23 protein-coding genes are annotated in these 19,071 nt (G+C 44.0%); 21 read left to right on the top strand and 2 right to left on the bottom strand.

Annotated features, from left to right (window positions below; genetic code table 11):
* Position 1: 1 nt before the first annotated feature.
* From ABVF09_RS19070 to ABVF09_RS19155, 18 genes are all read left to right on the top strand, one after another.
* The gene (locus ABVF09_RS19070; protein ID WP_026569064.1) at positions 2 to 655 is read left to right on the top strand and encodes an adenylate kinase; all 654 of its coding nucleotides are present in this window, start codon (positions 2 to 4) and stop codon (positions 653 to 655) included.
* A gap of 608 nt (positions 656 to 1,263) precedes the next feature.
* On the top strand, positions 1,264 to 1,599 hold the full coding sequence (locus tag ABVF09_RS19075) for a KOW domain-containing RNA-binding protein (RefSeq protein ID WP_026569065.1): 336 nt from the start codon (positions 1,264 to 1,266) through the stop codon (positions 1,597 to 1,599).
* Entirely contained in the window at positions 1,577 to 1,795 is a 219-nt protein-coding gene (gene infA, locus ABVF09_RS19080) for a translation initiation factor IF-1 (protein ID WP_003464670.1), read from the top strand. Before ABVF09_RS19075 ends, infA begins: the two co-directional genes overlap by 23 nt.
* Before the next feature lie 29 nt (positions 1,796 to 1,824).
* Positions 1,825 to 1,938: a 50S ribosomal protein L36 gene (rpmJ, locus tag ABVF09_RS19085; RefSeq protein WP_003156543.1), complete on the top strand. Its 114-nt coding sequence runs from the start codon at positions 1,825 to 1,827 to the stop codon at positions 1,936 to 1,938.
* 23 nt (positions 1,939 to 1,961) lie between these two features.
* Entirely contained in the window at positions 1,962 to 2,327 is a 366-nt protein-coding gene (gene rpsM, locus ABVF09_RS19090) for a 30S ribosomal protein S13 (RefSeq protein ID WP_026569066.1), read from the top strand.
* 22 nt (positions 2,328 to 2,349) lie between these two features.
* Positions 2,350 to 2,739, top strand: coding sequence for a 30S ribosomal protein S11 (rpsK, locus tag ABVF09_RS19095; RefSeq protein WP_371069847.1), 390 nt, complete (start codon positions 2,350 to 2,352; stop codon positions 2,737 to 2,739).
* 227 nt (positions 2,740 to 2,966) lie between these two features.
* A complete protein-coding gene (locus tag ABVF09_RS19100) occupies positions 2,967 to 3,911 on the top strand; it encodes a DNA-directed RNA polymerase subunit alpha (RefSeq protein WP_026569068.1) in 945 nt (314 codons plus the stop codon).
* A 48-nt stretch (positions 3,912 to 3,959) separates the two neighbouring features.
* Positions 3,960 to 4,313 carry a 50S ribosomal protein L17 gene (rplQ, locus tag ABVF09_RS19105; protein ID WP_026569069.1) on the top strand — a complete coding sequence of 118 codons (354 nt, stop codon included), beginning with the start codon at positions 3,960 to 3,962 and terminating at the stop codon, positions 4,311 to 4,313.
* Positions 4,314 to 4,596: 283 nt separating this feature from the next.
* Positions 4,597 to 5,436 (top strand): energy-coupling factor ABC transporter ATP-binding protein, encoded by an 840-nt coding sequence (locus ABVF09_RS19110; protein ID WP_026771002.1) that lies wholly within the window; start codon positions 4,597 to 4,599, stop codon positions 5,434 to 5,436.
* Positions 5,412 to 6,284, top strand: a complete 873-nt coding sequence (locus tag ABVF09_RS19115) for an energy-coupling factor ABC transporter ATP-binding protein (RefSeq protein ID WP_371069848.1) — start codon at positions 5,412 to 5,414, stop codon at positions 6,282 to 6,284. Before ABVF09_RS19110 ends, ABVF09_RS19115 begins: the two co-directional genes overlap by 25 nt.
* On the top strand, positions 6,277 to 7,074 hold the full coding sequence (locus ABVF09_RS19120) for an energy-coupling factor transporter transmembrane component T family protein (protein ID WP_026771001.1): 798 nt from the start codon (positions 6,277 to 6,279) through the stop codon (positions 7,072 to 7,074). The genes ABVF09_RS19115 and ABVF09_RS19120 overlap by 8 nt, the downstream gene beginning before the upstream one ends.
* 20 nt (positions 7,075 to 7,094) lie before the next feature.
* Positions 7,095 to 7,859: a tRNA pseudouridine(38-40) synthase TruA gene (gene truA / locus ABVF09_RS19125; protein ID WP_153461802.1), complete on the top strand. Its 765-nt coding sequence runs from the start codon at positions 7,095 to 7,097 to the stop codon at positions 7,857 to 7,859.
* Between the two features lie 259 nt (positions 7,860 to 8,118).
* Entirely contained in the window at positions 8,119 to 8,556 is a 438-nt protein-coding gene (gene rplM, locus ABVF09_RS19130) for a 50S ribosomal protein L13 (protein ID WP_026569074.1), read from the top strand.
* A 20-nt stretch (positions 8,557 to 8,576) separates the two neighbouring features.
* Positions 8,577 to 8,969 (top strand): 30S ribosomal protein S9, encoded by a 393-nt coding sequence (rpsI, locus tag ABVF09_RS19135; protein ID WP_026569075.1) that lies wholly within the window; start codon positions 8,577 to 8,579, stop codon positions 8,967 to 8,969.
* Between the two features lie 277 nt (positions 8,970 to 9,246).
* The gene (locus ABVF09_RS19140; protein WP_371069849.1) at positions 9,247 to 9,939 is read left to right on the top strand and encodes an ABC transporter ATP-binding protein; all 693 of its coding nucleotides are present in this window, start codon (positions 9,247 to 9,249) and stop codon (positions 9,937 to 9,939) included.
* Positions 9,936 to 13,151 (top strand): ABC transporter permease, encoded by a 3,216-nt coding sequence (locus tag ABVF09_RS19145; RefSeq protein WP_371069850.1) that lies wholly within the window; start codon positions 9,936 to 9,938, stop codon positions 13,149 to 13,151. The genes ABVF09_RS19140 and ABVF09_RS19145 overlap by 4 nt, the downstream gene beginning before the upstream one ends.
* Before the next feature lie 253 nt (positions 13,152 to 13,404).
* Positions 13,405 to 14,121 (top strand): N-acetylmuramoyl-L-alanine amidase CwlD, encoded by a 717-nt coding sequence (gene cwlD, locus ABVF09_RS19150; protein ID WP_371069851.1) that lies wholly within the window; start codon positions 13,405 to 13,407, stop codon positions 14,119 to 14,121.
* A gap of 104 nt (positions 14,122 to 14,225) precedes the next feature.
* On the top strand, positions 14,226 to 15,281 hold the full coding sequence (locus ABVF09_RS19155) for an Mrp/NBP35 family ATP-binding protein (RefSeq protein ID WP_026569077.1): 1,056 nt from the start codon (positions 14,226 to 14,228) through the stop codon (positions 15,279 to 15,281).
* A gap of 61 nt (positions 15,282 to 15,342) precedes the next feature.
* Here the strand turns inward: ABVF09_RS19155 and gerD are convergent, their stop codons facing one another.
* Positions 15,343 to 16,008: a spore germination lipoprotein GerD gene (gene gerD, locus ABVF09_RS19160; protein WP_153461810.1), complete on the bottom strand. Its 666-nt coding sequence runs from the start codon at positions 16,006 to 16,008 to the stop codon at positions 15,343 to 15,345.
* A 140-nt stretch (positions 16,009 to 16,148) separates the two neighbouring features.
* Between gerD and ABVF09_RS19165 the strand changes: the two genes are divergently transcribed.
* Positions 16,149 to 16,820 carry a KinB-signaling pathway activation protein gene (locus ABVF09_RS19165; protein ID WP_153461812.1) on the top strand — a complete coding sequence of 224 codons (672 nt, stop codon included), beginning with the start codon at positions 16,149 to 16,151 and terminating at the stop codon, positions 16,818 to 16,820.
* A gap of 24 nt (positions 16,821 to 16,844) precedes the next feature.
* Here ABVF09_RS19165 and pdaB read toward each other — a convergent pair whose 3' ends face one another.
* Positions 16,845 to 17,603 (bottom strand): polysaccharide deacetylase family sporulation protein PdaB, encoded by a 759-nt coding sequence (gene pdaB / locus ABVF09_RS19170; protein WP_371069852.1) that lies wholly within the window; start codon positions 17,601 to 17,603, stop codon positions 16,845 to 16,847.
* A 180-nt stretch (positions 17,604 to 17,783) separates the two neighbouring features.
* On the opposite strand from pdaB, the gene ABVF09_RS19175 reads away from it, so the two are divergent.
* Both ABVF09_RS19175 and pgmB read left to right on the top strand, forming a co-directional pair.
* A complete protein-coding gene (locus ABVF09_RS19175; protein WP_026569080.1) occupies positions 17,784 to 17,990 on the top strand; it encodes a hypothetical protein in 207 nt (68 codons plus the stop codon).
* 72 nt (positions 17,991 to 18,062) lie between these two features.
* The gene (gene pgmB, locus ABVF09_RS19180) at positions 18,063 to 18,734 is read left to right on the top strand and encodes a beta-phosphoglucomutase (protein ID WP_371069853.1); all 672 of its coding nucleotides are present in this window, start codon (positions 18,063 to 18,065) and stop codon (positions 18,732 to 18,734) included.
* The last annotated feature ends 337 nt before the right edge of the window (positions 18,735 to 19,071 follow it).

A 19,071-nucleotide genomic window follows, 5' to 3' on the forward strand; every position in this document is an offset into this window, starting at 1 on the left:
ATTGAATTTAATCCTGATGGGACTGCCAGGTGCCGGTAAAGGGACACAGGCAGAAAAAATAGTTGATAAATATCAAATCCCTCATATCTCAACAGGAGATATGTTCCGTTTAGCTATTAAAGAAGGAACGGAGCTCGGTAAGCAAGCAAAATCTTATATGGATCAAGGGGAGCTTGTCCCTGACGAGGTCACCATTGGTATTGTCCGTGAGCGGTTAAGCAAAGATGACAGCCAAAAGGGCTTCCTGTTAGACGGTTTTCCTAGAACGATTGCCCAAGCAGAGGCTTTGGAAAATCTTTTGGCAGACATGGGAAAATCCCTCGACTATGTTTTACACGTAGAAGTGCCAAAAGATCAACTTATCGAGCGGTTAACTGGCAGAAGGATTTGTCCGACTTGTGGAGCTACTTATCATGTTCAATTCAATCCGCCGCAAGTAGAGGGGATTTGTGACCGTGATGGTTCAGCATTGATCCAACGGGATGACGATAAACCTGATACAGTTAAAAAACGCCTTGAAGTGAATGTAGAACAAACACAGCCAATGCTTGATTATTATCAGGAAAAAGGGTATCTCGCTGAAGTCAATGGAGACCAGGATATCGATTTGGTATTCCGGGAAATTGATGAAAAGCTGCAGAACCTTTCTAAATGATATTGGCAATACATCCTGTGAAACGCGAGATGCTGCCGATGGATAAGACACATCAAATCGGCGAATTGCGTTAAACTGAGTATATCGGTGCCGGATTTGGATAATATTGCTGAAAGGTAGATTCAGCAAGGTGATGCAATTCCAGTGCATACAAGGTATAATGGATTTCGCAGGAGATTTGCGCATCAGTTATTGTCGAGCTTGTGCAAGGAACGCCGGATAACCGGAACTGTCGAACGGCTTAATGTGCTGAACGAGTTGAGTCCGGGAAACACACATCCTATCATGGCGATTCGGCTTGGATGTATCCTGTCGATAGAGTCGATAGCGATACGAACAATCTGCTGCTGGTAACAAAGATGCCTTATGAAATAGGTTTATAAAAGGCAATGCCAGGTGTCCGCCTTTCTAATATATCGCATGCCGATCCAGGCATGGTCCTTGCCATTTAACCAATGGTGAATGCAGGATAATCAAGTGATTTCTTGCAGATGATTGGACAGTTGTCACCCAAAATGGTAAAATGTGTGCTCACTTTGAACACACCTTTGCCATCGCAAAAGAAGGTTTTCAAATATTAACAAAAGCCTAAGTGAAGGTGATTGTGGTTGAGTGAATCAGAGTCGAGTCCGCGAATAGGTCAAGTTGTTCGTATTGCACGGGGACGGGAAGCGGGTCAATATGCGATTGTCATCCAAATGCTTGATGATCGATTTGTCTTGCTTGCTGATGGAGAAAAAAGAAAATATGATCGGCCGAAGAAGAAGAACCTGCATCATATTGAATTAATGGATTATATATCTCCAGAAGTCCAGAACAGCCTTCTAGAAACTGGTCGCGTAACAAATGGTAAGCTGCGTTTTGCTCTATCAAAATTTGTCAATGAAGTAGTGACTGATTTGAAGAAGGGAGATCAACTCGATGGCGAAAGACGATGCAATTGAAGTGGAAGGAACCGTTACTGACACGTTGCCTAATGCGATGTTCAAAGTTGAATTAGAAAACGGTCATACTGTTTTAGCTCATGTCTCTGGAAAAATTCGTATGCATTTCATCCGGATTCTTCCTGGAGATAAAGTGACGGTTGAGCTTTCCCCATATGATTTAACAAGAGGACGTATCACGTACCGTTATAAATAAATGCTCCGATCCAAAAGGAGGTATGGATGATGAAGGTAAGACCATCTGTAAAACCGATTTGTGAAAAATGTAAAGTTATTCGCAGAAAAGGCAAAGTCATGGTAATCTGTGAAAACCCTAAGCATAAACAAAAACAAGGCTAATTTAAAGGAGGTGCACGTATCTAATGGCACGTATTGCTGGTATTGATATTCCGCGTGATAAACGTGTAGTGATTTCTCTTACCTATATTTATGGTGTTGGTAAATCAACTGCAAAAGAAGTATTGAAAGAGGCTGGAGTTTCAGAAGATACACGAGTTCGTGATTTAACCGAGGATGAACAAGCAAGAATCCGTCAAGCAGTAGAACGGTTCACAGTAGAAGGAGATCTTCGCCGTGAAGTATCCCTGAACATTAAACGCTTGATCGAAATCGGTTCTTATCGTGGCATCCGCCACCGCAGAGGGCTTCCATTGCGTGGACAAAGAACGAAGAACAACTCTCGTACTCGTAAAGGCCCACGTCGTACAATCGCTAACAAGAGAAAATAAGCTAAAGGAGGTTAGTTAATCAATGGCAAGTAAAACAAATACACGTAAACGTCGTGTGAAAAAGAATATTGACAGTGGTATAGCTCATATCCGTTCGACTTTCAACAACACTATCGTGACCATCTCGGATGTTCAAGGTAACGTTGTAAGCTGGAGCAGCGCTGGCGCTCTTGGTTTCAAAGGCTCCCGTAAATCTACTCCTTTTGCTGCCCAAATGGCTGCTGAAGCTGCTGCGAAAGCAGGTATGGAGCACGGTTTGAAAACCTTGGAAGTAACAGTGAAGGGTCCTGGTGCTGGACGTGAAGCGGCAATCCGTTCACTTCAAGCAGCAGGTTTAGAAGTTACAGCTATTCGTGACGTAACGCCAGTTCCTCACAATGGCTGCCGCCCACCAAAACGTCGTCGTGTTTAATTTATCCGTATATAATTTGTCACCCTGTCTATAATGGGTTATGATAGCTAAAAATGCAGGAGACCAGAGGATCGTTGATCTAACCTGGTTACCCTACAGCATCGCAAATGACAGAAAAGCATACGAGTTGCATAGTGCAGAGAACGGTAACTGCCTACCTGGGGAATTTCGGTTAGACCGGTAACGTCTAACCGGGGTTTCGACGTTTTGAAGGAGGGTTTTAATTAATGATTGAGATTGAAAAGCCAAAGATTGAAACGGTCGAGGTGAGCGATGACGCTACCTTTGGCAAGTTCGTCGTAGAACCGCTTGAACGTGGATATGGTACTACACTAGGAAACTCCTTGCGTCGTATCCTTTTATCCTCACTTCCCGGTGCGGCTGTGACATCGATTCAAATTGATGGAGTGCTTCATGAGTTTTCTACCATTGATGGAGTAGTAGAAGACGTGACAACCATCATTTTGAATTTGAAAAAATTGGCTCTTAAAATCTATTCCGATGAAGAAAAGACATTGGAAATCGATGTTCAGGGCGAAGGAAAAGTTACAGCTGCCGACATTACTTATGACAGTGATGTGGAAGTATTGAACCCGGATCTTCATATTGCTACATTGGGAGAAAACGCTCATTTTCGCATGAAGATTGCAGCTGAACGCGGCCGCGGTTATCGTCCGGCAGAAGCAAACAATCATGAAGATTTGCCGATTGGTGTCATTCCGGTAGACTCGATTTTCACTCCGGTGGAACGAGTGACTTACCAAGTGGAAAATACGCGTGTCGGCCAGATCACCAATTTCGACAAATTGACGCTGGATGTATGGACTGATGGAAGTATACGACCTGAAGAGGCTGTTTCATTGGGCGCCAAGATTTATACGGAGCATCTTAATATTTTCGTAGGACTTACTGATGAAGCACAAAGTGCGGAAATCATGATCGAGAAAGAAGAAGATCAAAAAGAAAAGGTTCTTGAAATGACAATCGAAGAATTGGATTTATCTGTCCGTTCTTATAATTGTTTGAAGCGTGCCGGCATCAATACGGTACAAGAGCTTGCTCATAAGTCGGAAGAAGATATGATGAAGGTCCGCAATCTTGGACGCAAATCATTAGAAGAAGTAAAACATAAACTAGAGGATCTTGGTCTAGGATTACGCAAAGAAGATTGATAAATGAATAGACACCTTTAGATATTTCGAAAAAGGGAGGGATAATCCATGGCTAGAAAACTAGGTCGTACAACTGATGTGCGTATGGCACTACTTCGCAACCTTGCCACAGACTTGATTATTCATGAACGATTGGAAACTACTGAGGCGAAAGCAAAAGAACTTCGCTCTGTTGTTGATAAAATGATTACGCTTGGTAAGCGCGGCGATCTTCACGCCCGTCGTCAAGCAGCTGCATTCCTATACAATGCAGAAGCAAACGAAAACGAAGATGTCATCCAAAAGCTATTCTCTGATATCGCTGCACGCTATGAAGAGCGTCAAGGCGGTTACACTCGAGTCCTTAAGCTGGGACCTCGTCGTGGAGACGGTGCAGAAATGGCGATTATCGAGTTGGTTTAACTTTAAAAGCAATTGCTTGAAGGGCAGGACAGAATCTCTTCCATGAGGTGAATCCCGGCCCTTTTTTGTTTTATATTCATTTAGCAGTCTATGGCGTTATGTTCGCTTATTCCCTTGGGGGTCTGTCCCTCCTGTGCATAGCGAAGAACTGCCACGGAGAGGCTGCGCTTGGTTTTTCGGGCATAAACACGTTTGGCGCTTTCTTTAGAAGCCGATGTGAGTTGGTTCGACAGTTTGTTATTTCCGGGGAAATATTCGTCGAACAGCCTAAGGGGGGATGAAGATGGGGAAGAATGTATTGAAATTTGAACACGTCTGGTTCCGTTATGGAGAAGACTTGCCGTGGGTACTGCAAGATGTCAGCTTTGAAATCAGCAGGTCTGAATGGGTGGCGGTGATTGGTCACAATGGGTCTGGAAAATCGACGATAGCGAAATTGATGAACGGTCTCTTATTTCCACAGAAGGGCAAAATTCTGATCAATGGACTGGAAATAAATGAAGAAACCATATGGGAAATCCGTAAGCAAGTTGGAATGGTCTTCCAAAACCCGGATAACCAGTTTGTCGGTACCACAGTCCGGGACGATGTGGCTTTCGGATTGGAGAACAGAGGGATACCCAGAGAAGAAATGATCAAACGGCTAAAAGACAGTCTTGCAGCAGTAAGAATGGAAGGCTATGAACTACATGAACCCCATCGCTTATCCGGCGGTCAGAAGCAACGCGTGGCGATAGCAGGTGTTTTGGCCGTTTCCCCACAGATCATCATTTTAGATGAAGCTACTGCCATGCTTGATCCCAATGGTAGAAAGGAAATAATCGAAACAGTAAAAACGGTAAAAGAACAAGATGATGTATCGCTTGTCACCATCACACACGATCTGAATGAAGTGACGTTGGCAGATCGGGTGCTCGTGATGAATGAGGGGAAGGTATGGATGGAAGCTTCCCCCAAAGACATCTTCGCCAAGCGGGATGAACTAAAAGAAATAGGTTTGGATATACCTTTTGTTACCAAACTCGCTGCTGAATTAACTGATCGGGATGTTATTCTTGATTCAGAACCTTTAAACCATGACGAGCTGCTGGAGGAACTATGGAGATTTCATTTAAACAGGTAAGCTATACGTATCAACCCAATACACCATTTGAACACAGAGCCATCAATGACCTGAGTATGGATGTCTCTTCAGGATCTTTCACCGCCATTATCGGACACACAGGATCGGGAAAGTCGACATTGATTCAACACTTAAACGGTTTGTTGAAGCCTTCATCTGGGGAAGTAGTCATCGGTTCCTATCGCCTGCAGCCAGAAGGTAAGCTCAAGGGGATCAAAGAACTGAGGAGCAAGGTGGGGATTGTCTTTCAATATCCGGAACATCAATTGTTCGAGGAAACGGTTTTCAAGGACATTGCTTTTGGCCCTTTGAACTTTGGTGTTGATCGTCAAGAGGTCGAAAAGCGTGTAGGCGAGGCAATGTCAGCTGTCCAGCTGCCGGAAGAGTTGCTTGTCCGATCGCCTTTCGAGTTAAGCGGGGGACAAATGAGGAGAGTAGCAATAGCAGGGGTGCTGGCTGTTCAGCCCGAGCTGCTTGTTTTGGACGAGCCTACAGCCGGTCTTGACCCGAAAGGACAAAAAGAAATGATGGATATGTTTCATCGCCTTCATAAACAAAAAAGTTTGACGACTATTTTGGTCACCCACAGTATGGAAGATGCTCTGGCCTATGCAGATCATGTCATCATTCTAAATAAAGGGGAAAAATATTTGGAAGGCAAACCTGAAGATGTTTTTACCAGACAAGCAGACCTCCGAAAGGTTCAACTCGATGTTCCAGAAGTCATCCAATTCATAACAAAAGCGAAAGAAAGATTTCAAGCGGATCTCTCCTATCACGGACAGACCATTCAGGAATTAGCGGAAGAGTTGGCGTTGATCGTGAAAGGGGTAAGTCGATATGAATAATGCCTTTATTATAGGTCAATATGTCCCAGGAGAATCCATCGTCCATCGTTTAGATCCGCGCACCAAAATGATCATCATTTTTTTATTTGTCATCGTGGTGTTTTTTGCAAATTCTGTCTGGAGCTATGGGCTATTGACCGTGTTTTCCCTGCTGTGCGCGCTTACAACCCGCATTCATTTTTCTTATATACTTAAGGGACTGACCCCGGTATGGTTTTTGATTGTTTTTACGCTGCTGCTGCATTTAATCGTCACAAAAGAAGGGGAAGTTCTCTTCCGTGTTTTTTCCTATCCGATTTATTCTGGGGCTGTTGCACAAGGAGCTGCCATATCGTTGCGGTTTTTCCTGTTAATCATGGTTACCTCGCTCCTGACTTTAACGACGACTCCGATCGAAATCACCGATGCCATCGAAAGCTTGCTCCAGCCATTGAAAAAAGTAAAGTTTCCTGTCCATGAGCTGGCATTGATGATGTCGATTTCTCTCCGATTCATTCCCACTTTGATGCAGGAAACAGAGAAAATCTCCAAGGCCCAAGCCTCAAGAGGAGTGGATTTCCGGACGGGAACCGCTAAAGAGCGGATACAGGCAGTTGTACCATTATTGGTTCCATTGTTCATCAGTGCTTTTAAACGGGCAGAAGAGTTGGCGATGGCCATGGAAGCAAGAGGATATCAAGGTGGCGAAGGAAGGACAAAGCTGAGAGAATTGAAAACCGGCCGGCTGGATATCAGCGTATATGCGCTGTTTGCTTTTGTGGTTATTTTATTATTTATCATACGTGACTAAGAAAGTGGGTTTATAAGACAGTGGGACGGATAAAATGTACTATTAGCTATGATGGAACTGGGTTTTCTGGATATCAAATCCAACCGAATGGACGTACTGTACAAGAAGAAATAGAAAAAGCGTTGACGAAAGTCCATAAAGGCGACTTCGTTAGAGTAGTAGCATCAGGACGAACCGATGCCGGTGTCCATGCAAAAGGTCAGGTCATCCATTTTGATTCCGATATTCAGATGCCGGAGCCCAATTGGAAAAAAGCTTTAAATGCCTTGCTGCCAGACGATGTGCGAGTAATCAAGGCGGAGAAAGTAAAGGATGCGTTTCACTCACGCTATGATGTAAAGGAAAAGGAGTACCGTTATTTTGTATTGAATGCAGAGGAAAACGATGTATTCCAACGGCACTTTTGCTGGCGCAGGAACGGAGAATTCGATATCGAAGCGATCCAGAAAGCTTGTGCACAGTTAGAAGGCAGGCATGATTTTTCTTCTTTCTGTTCCGCTAAAACAGACTTGCAAGGGGATAAAATCCGCACGATTTATCAGGCTGGTTGTCACAGGGATGGAAACATGATCATTTTTTCCTTTAAAGGCAGCGGTTTTTTATACAATATGGTGCGAATTTTGGTGGGAACATTGCTGGAAATTGGCAAAGGGAAAAGACCGGCTTCTTCGATCCCGCAAGTGATTGCCGCTGAAGACCGCAAAGCCGCCGGTGAAACAGCGCCGCCGCAAGGTTTGTTTCTATGGAATGTCACCTATTCGGAAAGTGAAAAAAATCCATTATAAAACAACGGTTCCTAGTGTAACATTTCCTTGACATCCCTCCTTAATTGTTATAGTATGATTAATGGCATTTTATTTCTATACCACGATTAGCCCCGGAAAGTTAATTCGTGTAGAATAGATGAAATACGCAATCTGCCCAGTCCATTCGAGTAAGGAAGAACAGAAAACGACAAGTGGAGTTATCGTCCTGATTCCGTGGATTTGGGAAGTCGAAGTTAGATAAAAGATTATGGAAATTGAAATTCAGGAGGTACTGAACATGCGCACAACTTTCATGGCGAATGAAAATAATATTGAACGCAAGTGGCTTGTTGTGGATGCTGAAGGACAAACGCTTGGACGTTTGGCAAGTGAAGTTGCTGCTATTCTTCGCGGCAAGCACAAACCAACATACACACCGCATGCTGACACAGGCGATCATGTAATCATCGTAAACGCAGAAAAAATCGAACTTACTGGTAACAAGCTTAATGACAAAATGTATTACCGTCACTCCAACCATCCAGGTGGTTTGAAGCAGCGTAATGCGAACGAAATGCGTACGAAATACCCTGAGCAAATGCTCGAACTTACAGTGAAAGGTATGCTTCCAAAAGGCAGCCTTGGCCGTAAAATGGGTAAGAAATTGCACGTATTCCGTGGCCCGGATCATAATCATCAAGCACAAAAACCTGAAGCATACCAGCTTCGCGGATAATTAAAAGGAGGTAAACGATAGTGGCACAAGTACAATACTACGGCACCGGACGCCGTAAAAGCTCAACTGCACGCGTGCGTTTAGTACCAGGGACTGGACGTATCGTTGTCAATAAACGTGACGCTGAAAGCTATTTCCCATACGAAACACTTCGTACAATCATTAAGCAGCCTCTAGCTGCTACAGAAACAGAAGGAAGCTACGATGTACTAGTAAACGTAGACGGTGGAGGATTTACCGGCCAAGCTGGCGCAATCCGCCACGGTGTAGCCCGTGCTTTGTTGGAAGCAGATCCAGAATACCGCTCTGCTCTTAAAAGAGAAGGCTACCTTACTCGCGACTCCCGCATGAAAGAACGTAAGAAATACGGTCTTAAAGGCGCTCGTCGTGCACCGCAATTCTCGAAGCGTTAATATTTCGAAAAGCAAAGGCTCTCAACCATATTTGGTTGGGAGTCTTTTTTTGGGCTCTGCACTATCTGTCGGGTATTAGAAAAATTCCACAAAAAATTACAAAAAGCTCCTATCTCTACCGTTGAATTGTTCAAAGAAACAAAAGAGCAGATAGGTGGTGTGTGTACATGTCTCCAACAAAGTTTTAGATAAAGGATTTATAACATAGTTGTATAATGTATACTTTAGAAGCAAAAAAGATAGAAGCCATAAAACACTTACAATGGGGGAGGGGAATATGACACATACCATAAAATGTATTCAACTGCATAAGGAGTTTAAAGGTGACGGTGTAAATACAATCGCTCTTAATCAAGTGAATGTGGAGTTCAAAGAAGGAGAGTTCGTCTCTATTGTGGGTTCATCTGGATCAGGCAAGTCCACTTTTTTAAGCCTGGTCGGAACATTGGATAAACCATCAGGGGGGACTGTGCACTATGGAAAATTAGACTTGAAAGGGTTTAATTCAAAAGAATTAGCTGATTTTCGATTTGAGAATATTGGGTTTGTTTTTCAACAGTATCACCTATTGCCTACTCTGACGGCTCTTGAGAATGTGATGGCCCCGTTGTTATCCCGGAAGGTTTCTTATGATAAAAAGGAGCGGGCGAAACAATTACTGGAAGAGGTAGGACTTGGAGATAAAATGAATTCTCTCCCTTCCCAGCTTTCAGGAGGGCAGCAGCAGCGTGTGGCTGTAGCCAGAGCTTTAATCCATGAGCCGCATTGGCTGTTGGCGGACGAACCTACCGGCAACCTGGATACCAAAACAGGCGAAATGATTTTTGACCTGCTCCTCCGGCTCAATAAGGAGAAAGGCTGTGGGGTCATTTTTGTCACCCATGAATCAGCCCTGGCTGTGCGTGCTGATCGTATGATCGAAATGAAAGATGGCAGCATCATAAGGGATACGGGGGTATCCGGCCTATGATACGATTGATTTGGAATTCCTGGTGGCGGAATAAGGAACGATTCATTTTGCTGCTGATCGGTGCATTGATTGTAAGCATCGGATTAAGTTACCTGGTGGGAACGACGCAAGCAAGTCAAGGAACCATCGTCGATGAACTGCAGAAACGCTGGAAGTCTTCTTATGATATAGTCGTCCGTCCTCCAGGAAGCAGAAGCGTCACAGAAGATAAACAGTTACTGGAACCTAACTATCTCAGTGGGCTGAGTGGAGGAATCTCCCTCGATCAATATGAAGCAATCCGCTCCATGCAAGAGATAGAAACAGCTGCTCCAATCTCAATGATGGGGTATGTCGATTATGGCACGACACTTGCAAAAGTAACTTACAACGAACCTGGCATATACCGATTACATATGCAAAACGCAACGACAAACGGTGTCAATACCTATGAGGACGAGAACACGCTATATTTCACTATTGGCAGGTGGCAGGCTCCGCAAGGCACCCAGCAGGAATATGGGGTAACAGGATTTAATGGAGAGCTGGTCAACAGTAATAATATCCTGGTTGCAGGAATCGATCCTGAAGCGGAAGCCCAATTAACAGGATTGAATGATGCTATTTCGGATAAAACGGAGCAAACCAGGAGATTTTTCAACAATAAATCATCTGTAACAGTCAAAGATATCGGGGGAGGGCTGCAAAACATTCAAATCCCTGTCCTGTTGAGCACCGAGTCGTTTGTCGAAGGAACTTCCACTTATACCATTGAGAGAATCGAGCAATCATTCCAGCAAGATGAACAAGAAGAAGTCATGAACCAGGTCAAGGAGCAGGGAGGAAAGCAATACCTCGACGACCTGGAAGCAAATCAGATCGATCACTTTACCTTCACCTCAGAAGAATCCCACCAAAAAACCATCGAGCTGATCAAAGGAAACAATGAGCATAACGAGGCATCACTCGATTCGTTCAATTGGATGGCGTTCCGGCCGTCCCCCGTCACTTACCGTGAAGTCAACAGTCCGTTCGGAGAACGCTGGCCATTTGCTTATCAGGTAAAACCCTACGCCGTTCCTGCGGATAGTCCGCTGGCACAGAAGCATGCCTACCGTCCTATTACCATGTTTTCCGAAAATAGTGAAGGCTGGCCCCGTCTTGAACTCGATTTCCAGGGAGTATTTGACCCTTCCCAATTGAACCTGTCCAAGGATCCACTGAACGAACTCCCCATGGAAACTTATTTTCCTTCAAGCGCAAAATGGGTCATGGATAGTGAGAAGAACCCTATCAACCCTCCAGAGACGATGAAGCCATTGAACAATCCTTATGGTTTTTTAACGAAACCTCCGCTTCTGCTGACCACCATCGAGGCTGCTTCTCAAGTGCTCGGAGATGAACCGATTTCGGCAATCCGCGTAAAAGTGCGGGGAGTCGATGAGATGTCCGATTCGAGTGAACAAGTGTTAGACCGAATTGCCAGTGAAATTGAAGAAAAAACCGGTTTGATCACGGATATCACCTTGGGATCATCCCCACAGCCAGCAATTACCCACATTCCTGCTTCTGGTGAGCAGGAGAGCCTTGGATGGGTCGAACAGCCGTGGATTAAGCTTGGTTCTTCAATTTCCATTTTCAAAGAGTCAAGGATGGGCTTATCCGGTGTTATCGCCAGTGTCATCATCGTAGCTATCGTATATGTATTTGCCTCCAATATTATGATGATGTATGCACGTAAAAAGGAGTTTGCCCTATTGCTTGCTGTAGGGTGGCGACCGAAGCAACTAAGCTTTCTGTTATTTATAGAAGCTCTTATCCTTGGGAGCTTTGTGTCTTTAGTCAGCTGGTTGATTCTCGGAATCATTTACGTCACGAACGATGTGCAGACCTCCATATGGAGACTGCTGTCCATCGCCATATTCGGGCTGTCGATTTACTTGTCGGGTTCATTCATTCCAAGTATTCTCGTACGGCGAATTTCTCCATATGAAACGATTAAGAGAGGAGAAGTGACAGCAAAGAAAAGACATAGCTTTCAAGCCTTCACGAGCTTCGGAATGGCAGCTAATCAATTGATGACCCAATGGAAAAGAGCGTTATTATCCATTGTATCAATTGCACTGCCGACTGCTATGTTGATCTACTTTTTATTCATCACCTTTCAATTACGTGGGACGATGTACACTACCTGGCTGGGTGAGTTTGTAGCCATGGAAGTTGGTGTCATGCATTATATCGCGATGGGGGTAGCGCTGCTGATTGCTATCCTGACGACGGCGGAAATCATGTGGCAGAATGTTGCCGAGCGTCAGTCGGAATTCGCTGTCCTGAAAGCATTGGGGTGGAGGAATAGTACGGTACAGATGCTTGTCCTTTGGGAAGGGGCTATCACTGGATTGCTAGCCGGAGTGTTCGGCCTTTGTCTATCCCTTGTCGTTATTACGATTAGTTACAGCCAATTCCCGGCTGAATCTGTCTTCTTTTTCACGGCTACGCTTTTGATTCCTGTCTTTACCGGTATTGTTGGAGCCACCCTTCCTGCAATGAAGGCGGTTCAATTTACGCCAAGTGAAGGTTTTCGTGGAGGAGTTTCAAATACCAGGCAGACAGAAAAGGCATTCCGTTATGTATTTAGTATTGGCGGGGCTGCCCTGGCTGGCGGAGTGGCCGCCATCATGATATTTGCCATTCCAGACAACCCACAGGTCCAGTCCAGCAACACGTCTACTAATGATGTCGATGGCACAGCAGGGTCACTTGAGGTTTCTGCCCCTTCTGATGAAGAGATGATGGAAGAGGAGGACGAATCCGTTCAAGCCGAGAATTTCATCGAGCAAGAAAAAGAGACTGCTTATAAAACATTGACAATCGGGGAGAAAGTGTTTGAAGCGGAGGATAAAGAAGTTGTGGTAGAACGTGTTGACCCTCCAGCGGCCCTTAAGACAGAGAAAGAATTAATTACACTGCGGATTTCCTATCATAAGAAAGCGGGAGAGGGAAGTGTTGTTTATAAACCACAAACATTCCCGCTGATAAATAAGAATGGAGAGTTTTTCAATCCTATCGAATTCGATGAAATGACGGAATCGACATGGAATGGAATTAGAGTCAAAGGAATAACAAAAGTGATTACAGAAGCCACGTACGAGATTCCCGAAAGAAGTGAAAATATTGCATTTAAGATGTACGGGAGTTGGACACCTGGAAATATCATAATTGAATTAGACTAGCTAAATAGAAGAAATAGAAGTAGAGAAATTATATTACTTAAGGTAAGAAGTACGCTCTTGAGGGTATCGTCGTGCACCGCAATTCTCGAAGCGTTAATATTTCGAAAAGCAAAGGCTCTCAACCATATTTGGTTGGGAGTCTTTTTTTGGCCATTTCACTGCCGCTATCTGGTTACGCTCGTAAAACCTGTCATAAACATCCGACTTGTCCCATATAGTGGACAACAGGAAGATGTTTAGGAGGCCGGGGAGCATGAAAAAATACATAAAAGCAGCGTTATGGATGTTAGGTGTCGTCCTGTTGGTGCTGTTAATTCAATATCCGATTCAACAATCAACCGATTCGTGGGATTCATGGGCATTGCCATTGTCAGGAAAAGTGATTGTGCTGGACCCCGGCCATGGCGGTCCAGATGGCGGAGCGGAAGGAAGCGACGATACACAGGAAAAGGATATCGCCCTGCGTGTAGCAAAGAAACTGCAAAATTACTTGCAGCAGGCCGGGGCCCTTGTATTCTTGACGAGAGAAAAAGACGAGGATTTGGCTGCCAAGGAAACAAGAGGTTTGTCACGAAGAAAGTCGGAGGATATCCGTAATCGTGTGGAATTCATTAAGGATAAGGAAGCGGACTTTTTCGTCAGTATTCATCTGAATGCTCTTCCTGCTACCCAATGGTCCGGAGCGCAAACTTTTTATTACCCTTCTGATGGAGCGAACGAGCGGTTGGCGACATTAATTCAGGACGAAATCAAACGTAATCTGGAAAATACCACACGGGAGGCACTTGGGTTGAAAAGCATGTATTTATTGAAGCATGCCGAAGCTCCGGGAGCGCTAGTGGAAATTGGTTTTTTATCGAATGTGCATGAACGTGAACTTTTAAAAACAGACGATTACCAGGGGAAAATGGCAGCAAGCATTTATGAGGGCATTCTTCGTTACGCAACAGAAGACGGAGAAGATAAATAATAAATGGGTTACCCATCCTGAAAACGTATTACTTAGCATCCCGTACAGATATGTTATACTAGCATTGTGGGAAAAGGACAGCGATCAAAGGATGGTGACACAATTTGCTTACCCAAGAGCAGGTTTTAGAATTATTAAATCCAATCGAAGACCCGTTTTTACATACAACGTTCGAGAAGACTGGCGGAGTAATGGAAGTACGCATCAAAGAAGAAAAGAAGCATGTCAGTGTGAAATTAGCGATTGCTAAAACAAACACCGCTGAACAAATGCAGCTCCAACAGGAGATCGTCAACGTATTAAAGAAAGCGGGTGCAAACACAGTCGGACTTCGTTTCGAGCAGCTGCCGGACGAAGTGATTGCGAAGTACCAGCCTGCAGCGGATGAGGAGAAATCGAATTCTCTGCTAGGCGGGAATGCCAACACCAAATTTATTGCGGTGGCCAGCGGCAAAGGCGGTGTCGGAAAGTCTACGGTGACCGTTAACCTGGCTGTGGCATTGACCAGACTTGGCAAGAAAGTCGGCATCATCGATGCTGATATTTATGGATTCAGCGTACCGGACATGATGGGGGTAGAAGAACGTCCAGTCGTGCGGGGCGAAAAAATCATTCCTGTAGAAAGGTTTGGTGTCAAGCTGGTATCCATGGGATTTTTTGTGGAAGACAATTCTCCCATCATTTGGCGTGGACCGATGCTGGGAAAAATGCTGACAAGCTTTTTCAAAGAAGTAGAGTGGGGAGAGCTTGATTACTTGCTGCTCGATTTACCGCCAGGAACTGGAGACGTTGCTCTGGATGTCCATTCCATGCTTCCTTCCTCGAAGGAGATCATTGTGACGACTCCGCATCCTACCGCGGCCTTTGTTGCAGCAAGAGCCGGGCAAATGGCCATGCAAACCGAACATGAAATCATCGGGATTGTAGAGAACATGGCTTATTTTGAAAGCAAGACTACCGGGGAAAAAGAATATGTATTTGGAAAAGGCGGCGGAAAAAAACTGGCTGAATATCTGAAAACAAAGGTGATCGGCCAGCTGCCACTGCAGCAGCCTTATGAAGAAGAGGATGTATTTGCCCCTTCCGTTTACCAGGAAGATCATCCGAACGGGAAAGAATACCGCAAAATTGCTGCAAAAGTGATCGACAGCTTCGAATAAATTTTTAAAAAAAGAGAGCAGTCCTTTTCTGGACTGCTCTTTATGTTTAACAAGAGAAGGATCAACCTCCGCCTCCGCCCCCATCGGATCCCTGCCCAGAGCCCTGTTGTCCACCCTGGCTTTGCCCGCTTCCGCCGCCACCGCCGCTCTGATCTTGTCCAGAGCCTTGTGATGGTTTCATTTCTTCTGCTGCTTTTAAAATTATCTCGCTCATTTGGGCTTTGAACATAGGGGAATCCATCGTTTCCTGTATTGTTTTTTCCAGATGCTCGCGGAATTGCTGGCTTTTCATGGCACTTACCATCTGCTCAGTCATTTCCGGGTTTTGAAATAACTCGATCATTTGTTTTTGGAACGACGAATCACTCATCAAGCCTTTTAATACATCTTTGTGCTGGTCCTGGATGGCTTTGGAAAACGACTCGACAAACTTCGGGTCGTCAAACATTTTTGTCCAGTACTTTTTTCCTTCTTCTGAAGTTAAAGCTTTTTCGACGGAGTCTTTTACTGTATTTCCTTCAATCACATAGGTCTTCTGCATTTCCTCATCGGAAAGTACTTCCGTGATGGCTTTTTTACCTTCGTCCGTCTTCAATATATCGGTAACCATTTTCTTGGTTGTATCATAGTTGCCTTCTTCTCCGCTCGTGGTGTTACCACCGCCACCACATGAGCTTAACAGGAGAAGGGATATACATAGTAATAAATGTGGCATGAGTTTAAACACACAGGATCCACTCCTTTTATTTGCACTCACTTAGTCTTAATATGGTTAGAAGCAGAAAAATTATGTATTGCTGAAGAAAAAACGGGGGATTCATGATAAAATACGTTAGGGACAAGGTATATTAATTAGGAGGATATCGAGTGAACAGTAGAAATTGGGTTCGCATGTTTTTAACTACCCTGCTGGTTGGAGCTGTTTCCACCCTGGTGACCAGTTTTTTTGTAAAAGCCGGTTCTTATGGGGAATATCTTCAGCCGGTCGACCTTTTTGAACTATTAGGTTTAGTAATATTCTTCACCGCCCTCGGACTGGTATTCAGTTTGATCAGCCAAATGGGGTTCTTTGCTTATTTGACCATCAACCAATTCGGACTGGGAATGTTCAGGAGACTTTGGCTGCCGATCCAGGTAGTGCTGATTCTCTTCACTTTGTTTGATTTAATTTATTTCCGTTACAAGTCTGCTGACGGGGAAACATCCATCTTTGTCTATTTGCTGGTGGCTGCTGTATTGTTCGGGTACAGCTTGATAATAGCCAGAATCAAAGCAAATGAAACCAATGCCAAGGCGTTTATCCCGGCGTTGTTTTTTATGTTTGTGGTCACTTCCATTGAATGGGTGCCTGGTTTGCGGTCGACTGGGAGCGATTACGAATGGTTGATGATTATTCCGTTATTATTATGTAACACTTATCAATTATTATTGCTCCATCGGATCACCAACCAAAAAGCGGCAGAGGAAGGAAAGGAATTAACTTCTGCAGCCAATCCTGTGAAAAAACAGAATAAAAAACAAAAAAGCAAGCGTAAATAATAAACGCTTGCTTTTTTTCAAATATTAATCAATTGTTTTGGACTTTGCTTCTATCCTGGAAATCAATTCTGAAATGGTGACATACTGAAAGCCCTTGTTCTTTAATCCGGGAAGCAGTGTTTTCAATGCTCCTGGAGTCTGTTTGACGGAATCGGATGCATGGAGAAGGATAATGTCTCCGTTGGTTGTATTTTTCATCACCTCGTCGATGATTTCTTGTTCCCCGGGATTTTGCCAGTCATGCGGATTTACGTTCCACTGAATGACGTCGAACCCCAACTCTTCGGCCATTTTCAGTATTTCTTTGTCAAAATGGCCGCTTGGTGTACGAAGCAGCTTGGTATCGGGGTATCCAAGCTTGCGGAACACTTCTTTTGCATACAATAAGTCTTTTCTTACTTGTTCCTTCTCTTGCTTCAAGTAGCTCTTGTAACGATATCCCAGCATGCCGATTTCGTGTTTCTCTACAATTTTGTCAACGATTTCCGGATGCCGTTCAGCCCATTCGCCACTCAAGAAGAAGGTGGCTTTTACTTCATGCTTGTTCAATTGTTCCAAGATCGGTTCCACTTTTTCGTTTCCCCAGCTAATATTGAAGGTAAGGGCGATATTTGGATCCTGTTCACTCCCTTTACTTAATGCGGCCGGACTTTCCTTCGTAGAAAAAACAGATAAACTACTTTCATTGTCCACCCATATAATAAATGCAGAAAAAAGTGCCGCCACTACGATGAAGGCCCAGCGCTTCCATCGGTTCACTTTCATGACATAAAAATGTTCCATTGCTCCCCTCCTTTAGGACTTGCTTTATTTTATGATGGACAACGTCCGTTCATGAACCAAAGGGAAAGAAGATTTTCCATCCATAAGTTTTTGAATTTTCCGTTTGTAGGCGGCCTATTATAAAAAAGGGAAGGACGGGTATCATAGTAGAACATTTATACACTTATTGGGGGCGATTGAATGGTAGGACTGTTAGTCGACGAAAGAGAACGGAAGGAAATGGAGTACCTCATAAAACGGGAGTTGGAGGAACTCTTATTGGATATGCAGGATGATCGGATTGATCATATAGTGAGACGGGCAATGAGGGAACGTTACCGTATTCTCTTTCAATTGTTTCGCAAGGTTGCTGAGGATAAGGAGTGCAGAAAGTACATATTGAGTTGAGAAGGACGATTAACACCCATTCTCTTTGTGGTATAGTCATGGTAATGGATATTATCAGCATGGAGGGTGGTCATGATGGAGATAGAAGCAATCATTTATGACTTGGACGGCGTGATAACCGATACAGCGGAATATCATTATTTGGCTTGGAAAGCTCTGGCAGACGAATTGAATATCTCTTTTGATCGTTCCTTTAATGAACAGCTAAAAGGATTGAGCCGAGTCGACTCTTTGGAGTTAATTCTTCAGCAAAGTCATCAAACTTATACAGCAGAAGAAAAAAGACAATTGGCGGAAAAGAAGAATGAACACTATCAGGAACTTATACAAAAGGTCAGCCCAAACGATTTATTGCCTGGTGTAGAATCATTTATGAAAGAAGTAAAACAAGCTGGCATAAAAACGGGTCTTGCATCCGCAAGCAAGAATGCACAGACTGTCATTGAACGATTACAGGTGACAAACTTACTGGATACGGTGGTTGATGCTGCCAAAGTGGAACGGGGGAAACCTGACCCCGAAGTGTTTGTGACTGCAGCGAAGCAACTTGGGGTTCCTACAGCGCATTGTGTCGGTATTGAGGATGCAAGTTCTGGTGTAAAGGCAATCAAAGCAGCGGGGATGTATGCTGTTGGAATCGGGAAAGAGAAGTATCTAGCGGAAGCGGATTGGGTCATACCCGATACCAGTCATTTGGGTTTGAATAGTCTGGAGATGAAAATCAGCGAGGATAACCAAGCATGATGTACGGGGGCCAAGTCTTTAAAAGGGAATAGGCAGGAAGCCTTTAAAATTTACTATTGATAATCAAATGGTGATGTGGTATATTATTTTTTGTTGCAAGTCAGCGCTAAATGTCTGTGTTCAACATTAAAAATATTTTGTTCCAAAAAACATTGACACTTACTTGTAACCATGTTATATTATATTTCGTCGCCAAAAACGACACATTATAATTTGATCTTTGAAAACTGAACAAAACAACCAGTATGTCAAGCAAGATATACAAGCTAGTTTTTTGAACGAGCAAGCAAGCTCAACTATTATGGAGAGTTTGATCTTGGCTCAGGACGAACGCTGG

It is taken from the genome of Sediminibacillus sp. JSM 1682029, from assembly GCF_041366435.1.
GTDB classification, from domain to species: domain Bacteria; phylum Bacillota; class Bacilli; order Bacillales; family Amphibacillaceae; genus Sediminibacillus; species Sediminibacillus terrae.

Excerpts from the sequence above, each read along its gene's own strand:
- ABVF09_RS19145 (WP_371069850.1), top strand. The coding sequence starts at position 9,936 with ATGATACGATTGATTTGGAATTCCTGGTGGCGGAATAAGGAACGATTC.
- pdaB (WP_371069852.1), bottom strand. The coding sequence starts at position 17,603 with ATGGAACATTTTTATGTCATGAAAGTGAACCGATGGAAGCGCTGGGCC.
- ABVF09_RS19175 (WP_026569080.1), top strand. The coding sequence starts at position 17,784 with ATGGTAGGACTGTTAGTCGACGAAAGAGAACGGAAGGAAATGGAGTAC.
- cwlD (WP_371069851.1), top strand. The coding sequence starts at position 13,405 with ATGAAAAAATACATAAAAGCAGCGTTATGGATGTTAGGTGTCGTCCTG.
- ABVF09_RS19110 (WP_026771002.1), top strand. The coding sequence starts at position 4,597 with ATGGGGAAGAATGTATTGAAATTTGAACACGTCTGGTTCCGTTATGGA.
- rpsK (WP_371069847.1), top strand. The coding sequence starts at position 2,350 with ATGGCAAGTAAAACAAATACACGTAAACGTCGTGTGAAAAAGAATATT.
- rpmJ (WP_003156543.1), top strand. The coding sequence starts at position 1,825 with ATGAAGGTAAGACCATCTGTAAAACCGATTTGTGAAAAATGTAAAGTT.
- infA (WP_003464670.1), top strand. The coding sequence starts at position 1,577 with ATGGCGAAAGACGATGCAATTGAAGTGGAAGGAACCGTTACTGACACG.
- rplQ (WP_026569069.1), top strand. The coding sequence starts at position 3,960 with ATGGCTAGAAAACTAGGTCGTACAACTGATGTGCGTATGGCACTACTT.
- ABVF09_RS19115 (WP_371069848.1), top strand. The coding sequence starts at position 5,412 with ATGGAGATTTCATTTAAACAGGTAAGCTATACGTATCAACCCAATACA.
- rpsM (WP_026569066.1), top strand. The coding sequence starts at position 1,962 with ATGGCACGTATTGCTGGTATTGATATTCCGCGTGATAAACGTGTAGTG.
- ABVF09_RS19140 (WP_371069849.1), top strand. The coding sequence starts at position 9,247 with ATGACACATACCATAAAATGTATTCAACTGCATAAGGAGTTTAAAGGT.
- pgmB (WP_371069853.1), top strand. The coding sequence starts at position 18,063 with ATGATGGAGATAGAAGCAATCATTTATGACTTGGACGGCGTGATAACC.
- ABVF09_RS19120 (WP_026771001.1), top strand. The coding sequence starts at position 6,277 with ATGAATAATGCCTTTATTATAGGTCAATATGTCCCAGGAGAATCCATC.
- ABVF09_RS19100 (WP_026569068.1), top strand. The coding sequence starts at position 2,967 with ATGATTGAGATTGAAAAGCCAAAGATTGAAACGGTCGAGGTGAGCGAT.
- rplM (WP_026569074.1), top strand. The coding sequence starts at position 8,119 with ATGCGCACAACTTTCATGGCGAATGAAAATAATATTGAACGCAAGTGG.